6 protein-coding genes and 1 pseudogene are annotated in these 7,278 nt (G+C 34.7%); 2 read left to right on the forward strand and 5 right to left on the reverse strand.

The features are described 5' to 3' along the window. The 4 genes and pseudogenes from ACIEHO_RS16190 to ACIEHO_RS16205 all read right to left on the reverse strand — a co-directional run. A pseudogene (locus tag ACIEHO_RS16190) lies at positions 1-2,330 on the reverse strand (hypothetical protein); the annotation flags it as partial. A gap of 386 nt (positions 2,331-2,716) precedes the next feature. After that, positions 2,717-2,977, reverse strand: coding sequence for a T9SS type A sorting domain-containing protein (locus tag ACIEHO_RS16195; protein WP_406973663.1), 261 nt, complete (start codon positions 2,975-2,977; stop codon positions 2,717-2,719). Positions 2,978-2,983: 6 nt separating this feature from the next. Continuing rightward, positions 2,984-3,115: a hypothetical protein gene (locus tag ACIEHO_RS16200; RefSeq protein ID WP_406973654.1), complete on the reverse strand. Its 132-nt coding sequence runs from the start codon at positions 3,113-3,115 to the stop codon at positions 2,984-2,986. 302 nt (positions 3,116-3,417) lie between these two features. Continuing rightward, positions 3,418-3,660: a hypothetical protein gene (locus ACIEHO_RS16205; RefSeq protein WP_406973655.1), complete on the reverse strand. Its 243-nt coding sequence runs from the start codon at positions 3,658-3,660 to the stop codon at positions 3,418-3,420. A gap of 271 nt (positions 3,661-3,931) precedes the next feature. Here ACIEHO_RS16205 and ACIEHO_RS16210 point away from each other — a divergent pair, with 271 nt between their 5' ends. Together ACIEHO_RS16210 and ACIEHO_RS16215 are read left to right on the forward strand one after the other, a co-directional pair. Beyond that, positions 3,932-4,750 (forward strand): T9SS type A sorting domain-containing protein, encoded by an 819-nt coding sequence (locus ACIEHO_RS16210; protein WP_406973657.1) that lies wholly within the window; start codon positions 3,932-3,934, stop codon positions 4,748-4,750. A 475-nt stretch (positions 4,751-5,225) separates the two neighbouring features. Then, on the forward strand, positions 5,226-6,074 hold the full coding sequence (locus tag ACIEHO_RS16215; RefSeq protein WP_406973659.1) for a choice-of-anchor J domain-containing protein: 849 nt from the start codon (positions 5,226-5,228) through the stop codon (positions 6,072-6,074). Between the two features lie 86 nt (positions 6,075-6,160). Here the strand turns inward: ACIEHO_RS16215 and ACIEHO_RS16220 are convergent. Continuing rightward, positions 6,161-7,278 (reverse strand): T9SS type A sorting domain-containing protein (locus tag ACIEHO_RS16220; RefSeq protein ID WP_406973661.1); only part of this gene is annotated, 1,118 nt, incomplete at its 5' end.

Consider the following 7,278-nt stretch of genomic DNA (forward strand, 5'->3'; position numbering starts at 1 on the left):
CAATTGGTAGAGTTATTGGTATCGGTAACAACAACTTTGTAAACATCTCCACTTTCTGCCAATGTCAATGCGCCTGTGGTGTAACTATTACTTGTAGCTCCTCCGATTGCAACATCATTTTTATACCATTGGTAGGTAAAGCCTGCTCCAAGTGCTGTTGTCATGAACGTAGCGGTATCGCCTTCACACTCTGCCTCATCATCTACTGATGGTGCTGGATTTGCATTCACTGACAATGTACCTGAATCTTCTCCCGAACATGTCTGTGAATCATTGGTAACCACAACTTTATAAACATCTCCATCTTCTGCTAATGTCAATGCGCCTGTAGTGTAGCTATTGCTAGTTGCACCTCCTATGGCCACGTCGTTTAGGTACCATTGATAGGTAAAGCCCGCTCCAAGATTGGCAGTCATGAATGTAGCTGTATCGCCTTCACATTCCGCCTCATCATCTACTGATGGTGCTGGATTTGTATTTACTGTCAACGTTCCTGAATCCTCTCCTGTACAATTGGTAGAGTTATTGGTATCGGTAACAACAACTTTGTAAACATCTCCACTTTCTGCCAATGTCAATGCGCCTGTAGTATAGCTATTACTTGTAGCTCCTCCGATTGCAACATCATTTTTATACCATTGGTAGGTAAAGCCTGCTCCAAGTGCTGTTGTCATGAACGTAGCGGTATCGCCTTCACACTCTGCCTCATCATCTACTGATGGTGCTGGATTTGCATTCACTGTTACCGTAAATTCATTATATCCATAACAACCAGGAAAACCTGCTTTTTCACTTCTAACATAAATAGTGGTTTCTCCAAGTGGTGCATCGTAAGCACCTGGTGATGGAACGGAAGTAGTATATGTATCGTCTAAAAAGTATTCAATATCTCCAGGAGGATTTACAGAATTTCCTGCAGTTATATCAACAGGACCATCGGAAGCACAAACTGCTTTATTTGCAACTGTTATTACGGGTTCTTCTCCGGTAAATCCAAATAAATAAGGACCTGCAAAATCTTTTAACTCAGAACCAAAGGCTCCCTCATTGGGTCCACCACCACTACTACGGGTTTTTACCAATAAACTACCTAGTATATTAGAACATGGGTCTTCCTGACCTCTTCTGTCTAATCCGAAAGCTGTTAAATTAATACCAATTTCAACAAATTGATAGCGTTCATAGTCAGAAACAAAATCAGGTGTAGATCCTTCCCAGGTACCCCAAGGAGGTCCTGTTGTAAGAGACCCTGCATCTGAGGCAAAATCATCATTCACTCTACCCCACAAACTTGTACCTACTGCTAAAGGATTAATAGCAGCATAACCAAAACCATCTGAGCCTGTCCCTGTTTCAAAAGCAACAGATTCATCAATATTAAAAGGTCTTTGAGCCAAAGTATTAAAAGTAGCAGCGCCATCATAAGTGGCCTGATCTATCCATACCCTGATTCTGATATCAGGCACAGTACCACCATTAATATAGTCTACCGAAACAATGATAGTTCCCGGAACCATAATGTCTCCAGTAGTACCATCAAACGTCCAAGCGGTACGTCCGCCATCTGGACCAAGTTTAGTGGGATCTTGAAGATCAGCCGCTGTTTCTAATCCTTCTCTGAAAAACTCGAAGTCCAAGTGCTTGTTACCATTGGTAACCACCAATGAAGCTCCAGCATAGGCATAAAGCGTTGTAAAAGGTCTTGGGTCTAGTTCTGTAGGTGCTTTAGGTCCATCTCCTCTTAAATGTGCATACACATCAACGATATCGGTTTTTTGAGGTACGCTTCCTCCGGAGTCAAGACTCCAATTTATTGGATTATCTGAATTTTTATCGGCACCCGATGAAAAATAAGAATTTTCAGCGCTTCCTCCCTGTACATAGTTATCGCGTCCATAAACGGCATCTAACCATAAATCACCATTAACAAGTGGAAATGGAAAAGGCGAATTAAGTTGCCATACAGATTGTCTAAGTTCAATCGCAACATTATCCGTGCTGTTCGGAGGGTTAGGATCGGATAATGGATTACCCAAATTAGCGCTCCCTAATTCATCGATTACTCCTAAGCCTGAGGGGCCCTGGAACCAGTCATCAGTACCTCCAGGCGCAGGAAGTGGAACCAGCGGATCTTCATTATTAGGAAATTGTAATACACCAGAATATACATCACCGTCAATACCAAAATTGGCCTGAACAGAAGATGAACCTACATCCTGTGCATAAAAAGATTGTGTTGAAAGTCCAAAAATAAGGACTAAACAACACAATACTACGTGTTTAATGGCTGTGGGTTTAGCCAGCCATTTTTTTAGTGTAAAGTTATACATAACATTTGTTTTTAAGTTAATAAACATGTTACATAACAACGGTACAATTAAGAAACGTGTAGAGAGGGGCTCATACAAATCTTATTATAAATAAAATTTTGCATAACAAAACAGTCTAGGTAATATGTAGAATAAAAGGGCATTTAATGTTGCTATTAATCAAATGCTATAATCATTTTAATGTGCTATTAATCAAATGATTTTCTTGAAAGAAAGATATAACCTGTTTTTTAAAAGGTTATTTAAAAATAGGAAATATGTTTGGATAAAAAAAGATATTTAAGCTGCTCTTTTTATTTATTAGTTAAGTGACAAAAATTATCGATGAAATACATTGTTATTCGATTTTTGCTAACATAGAGGCATTCGCCTACGACCATAAAAAACTATATCTGTCTGTTTATCAGTATTTTGGATATCATAGCACCAAGCTCTGTATCAATTTCCAGTAGATACATCCCCGGAGATAAGCGACTTAAATCTATTGCTTGTAAAGCATAATCATCGCTTTTAATACTGAGTATTTTACTTCCGGTTATACTATATACTAAAATTTTACTCATTAGAATATTTAATCTTTTTTTAATAAAAAGAGTATTGGAAGTTGGGTTTACCTTAATGGTGCCTGTACCGGCTTCATCGGGTATTTCTACTTATATTTTGGAATCTGCCCAGCTTAAAATTTGGTTATCTAAAGGATCTGTATGTAAAGCGCCTCCATAGTTGGCATTTCTAAAGGCTACAGTTCCTTGATCTCTGCCAAAACCAGATCCATTGATGGTCAATACACTTTTAGTGCCTGCAGAATAATTGGTTGCTTAAAATGAGTTTATTGCCGGTGCTAAAGCAGATTTACTACGTGTTGTAGTATTAGCTAAAGATTCAGTAGTAATTATTTGTTCTTTTAAACTGAATGCAACTGGCCGATTTTAGAAATAATCTGAGATTGAAAATTACCTTCTATGTTTTTAGTTTCAGAAAATCAATTTACGGCTTTATCTTTCGTTATATCATATTAAAAAACCCTTGTATAGCGCTAAACGACTTATACGTTGATACTGTATTAATTAATTTGCTTTGAGCATTACTAACAGCATTGGTTTTTTCTAACATAAAAATACCTATTAGAAGTTAAAATATTTTTATAGGCTTCATCCCAATAGGATGTTTTAGAAATGACTTCTCCTTCAATGACGGCATCTGATAATTCAACTTGCTTATCTAATGGAATTCTTTGGATTAAATGATAATCCTGGGCATGAAGATTTAATGTAAAGACATAAAAAACTAATATAAGTACAAGACTTATCTCATTGTAAAAATTATTCATAACAAAAAAATTCAGTATGATTAGTATTTAACATAGTTAGATTAAGATTCCCGTTTTTCCATAGTTTAATATTTTATAATAATGAATTCATGAATCTTTAGATTTCACTGGGAATGACAATTTCAACGGAAACCGCAACCTAGAACGTCGAGGGGTTCTTTTCGATTAAACAACAGATTATAATATATTTTTGAACTTTCATCTAAAAAAAAAATGTCTTTTAGTAAATAGTTGTAAATTATGACTGATATAATCTATTAACCCATTTACCATGAAAAAAATTACTTTTATCCTTTTCCTTTTAGCAACTTATGTGACCTACGCCCAAACGGTAGTTTGGTCTGATAATTTTGATGATTTAGATATTTCTGATTGGACCATAACTAATAATGAAACCACTAATGATGGCTTTAATTGGGAAGCACAGCTTGAAACTAATCCAAATATAGTTGAAGAAGTATTGAGGTCTGTGTCTTATGATGTCAATGATGGAGTACAATTAGATCCTGATAATTGGGCTATTTCCCCAAGTATTAACTTGTCTAATGCTAGCGGTACGATCACCTTAAAATGGAAGGCAGCTGCGCCTGACCCAGAGTTTAGTAATGAAAACTATGCCGTTTATATAGCAACTTCTGCAGCTATTAATGATTTAGAAAATGGTACTTCCATGAGTTATAATTTAACTGGTATCAATACGCTCACAGATCAAACTATTGATATTTCTTCATTTGCCGGTGAGCCAAATGTATATGTAGCCTTTAGGCACTTCAACGCTGTATCGGATGAAGGTTTTATTGTAAATATTGATGATGTGGTAGTTGAAGCTGAAACTGTTTTAGGTTTAGAGTATGCGGCACTAAGCCAACTTAAATATTGGCAAAATATAGGAACAAAAGACTTACATATTAAATCTCCTATTAACTTAAAAAGTATTGAGCTGTTTGATACCTCAGGAAAAAAACTTCTTTATGTGAATGCAAACCGAAAAAATCTTGAAATAGATACTAGTCATTTAGCGGTTGGGGCATATTTAGCCAAAGTTAATACTGAAAATGCTACAAAAATGATTAAAATTGTTTTAAACTAAACTAGCTGGCTACAATTCTTTCTTCTTTTTAAAAGGCAACTTGTTTTTTATATTGCTTTTAATTTTGACTTGAATTCAAAATATTTATTCAAACTAAAGGGTTTATATTGTCCTTGATATAAACCCTTATTTTTTATACTTTTTACTAGCAACACTTGTACTATATATAATTATAGTATTAATAATTATACTTGTTTTAAATAGTATTTCAATCTCTACACTTTATAAGTTATAACATGAAAATTCTGTCTTAATAACTTTTAAATGTTTTAAGATAATGAGCATCAGCATATTAAATAAAGAAAGTACTTTTGACAAAATTTTTTAAGGTATAAGCTTCATACATCTACACTAAATATAATCTAATTCTTACAATATTACAACCTTCCCGTGTATTTCATCGATTAAACGACTGTTTTTTAGGATGTAATGTTTTTTAATCTATATATTTGATGCAATCTTAACCTACACTATTATGAAAAAAATTACATTCACCCTAGTTTTTATTATGAGTTGTTGCACTTTAAATTTAAGTGCACAACAATGTGATAATACCTTACCTATTTCAGAAAATTTTGATGATTCATCGGTGATTGGAGTATGTTGGAATTTGATGGATCAAGATGGTGACGGCAAAAATTGGTATTGGAGAGAGTATGGAAGTTCTTATGGAGGTTACAAATGCCTTACATCTAGATCATGGAGTTCTTCTTCTGGAAATCTAAATCCTGATAATTGGATTTATTCATATGCTGTTGACCTCACCTCCTTTAATACCAATGACGATATTTATGTCTCTTGGAAAATAAGAGCTGAGAACGCCACTTTTGCGCATGAATATTATACTATTTATGCTTCTACAAGTAATAAAATTTCTGATTTTGAGGCAAGCGATGTAAAACTTGGCGAATTCGCAGACGACATAGGAGCTGCCGGAAAATTTGTTACGAGAAATTTAGATGTGTCTTCTTTAGCCGGAAATATGATATATATAGCATTTAGGCATCAAAATATTGAAGGATCTCAGTTCTTAATAAATATTGATGATGTTGTAATTAGCAATTCATTATTAAGCAATGATGAATTTGAACCTAATTCTTTTAAACATTTCTATAACAATACAACCAAAGAGCTTACCCTAAAATCTGATTCGAATAATTTAAGCAATGTAGTTCTCTATAATACTTTTGGCCAAGAAATACTTTCTAAAGATCTTTTTAAATCTGAAGAAACAATTAATCTCTCAAGTTTTAACAAAGGTATTTATATAGCTAAAATAATGATTGGCGAAACATTTAAAACTATTAAAATACTTAAACAATAATTTGAACAATACATTATACCCGAAAATTAAAAAGAGCCGCATTTTGCGGCTCTTTTTTTTTAAAAATTAATTATTAGTTATATACTCTATTGAGGTGTTGAAGACACTATTTTCTTAACAACTGTACCTTCTTTAGTAGTCAATCTTACAAAGAACAACTGGTTGTCAGTTCCTGATAAGTCTAACGTAGTAGTTCCAATAGAATCTTTAATGTAATTTGAATCTTCGGATGATTTTATCAATGCACCTTTCATATCAAATACATCTACCTTAACATCAGTTTCATAATCGAAAGAATACTGTAATGTTACCTCACTTTCAAATGGTACTGGGTAGGCTTTGAAGTCAACTGTTTTAGCAACACGTGCTTGAACTTCATCACATCCATTTACAGAGTCACCATTAAATGCTCCTCCACCATCATTTCCAGTATAAGTATAGCCTCCACTGCACTCGCATGCAATTTCACAACTTACGCCATGAATAATAATCCAGAAGTCTCCAGTAACATCTATTGGTCCTACTGTGTATGTATCAACTGTACCTCCTAGAGAAGGATTGAAGTTATACTGACCAGGAGCAACTGTGTTTCCTTTTTTACCTTGAGGGAACATAGTACAACCAATATAAACATGAGCTTCAGATAGTACATAACCATCATTCATATTGTATACAACAGTTGCAGTGCTTCCATCATAATTCAACGTTGCAGTACCTGCAAATGTTCCAGGCCCGTCTATTGGATCACAATCGTTACCATTTCCAGCATACAAATCGAATATATATTCACCCTCATCCATAATTTGAGTTGTCCAACCCCATCTGCTAAAGCCATTGTCTAAGAAACAATCACTTTCTTGACGGTATCCAAATACGGTTTCGCAGTTGTCTATTTTATCGAATTCTCTTATATACTCAACGGTAACAGCATCTGCAGCATTTCCTGCACAGTCAGATACATTAAATACATACTCATAAGTTTCAGAACACTCATCGCTACCTACCATATTAGCATAGGCTCTTAAAGTATCTCCATCTTCACAATTATCAGTCCAAGTGGTTTCTAAATATTCTGGAACCTCTCCATTACATACATAACCATCATCTAAAGGAGCTATTACTGGTGGAGTCTCATCATAGATCGTGATCGTTTGGACACCTGTACTTGTGTTGCCGGCACAGTCGCTAACAGTCCAAGTTCTTA

This window comes from Flavisericum labens, assembly GCF_045446075.1.
GTDB classification, from domain to species: Bacteria; Bacteroidota; Bacteroidia; order Flavobacteriales; family Flavobacteriaceae; genus Flavisericum; species Flavisericum labens.

Bases quoted from the DNA above. Each gene is read 5' to 3' on its own strand.
- ACIEHO_RS16205 (WP_406973655.1), bottom strand. From the start codon at position 3,660: ATGAATAATTTTTACAATGAGATAAGTCTTGTACTTATATTAGTTTTT.
- ACIEHO_RS16210 (WP_406973657.1), top strand. From the start codon at position 3,932: ATGAAAAAAATTACTTTTATCCTTTTCCTTTTAGCAACTTATGTGACC.
- ACIEHO_RS16215 (WP_406973659.1), top strand. From the start codon at position 5,226: ATGAAAAAAATTACATTCACCCTAGTTTTTATTATGAGTTGTTGCACT.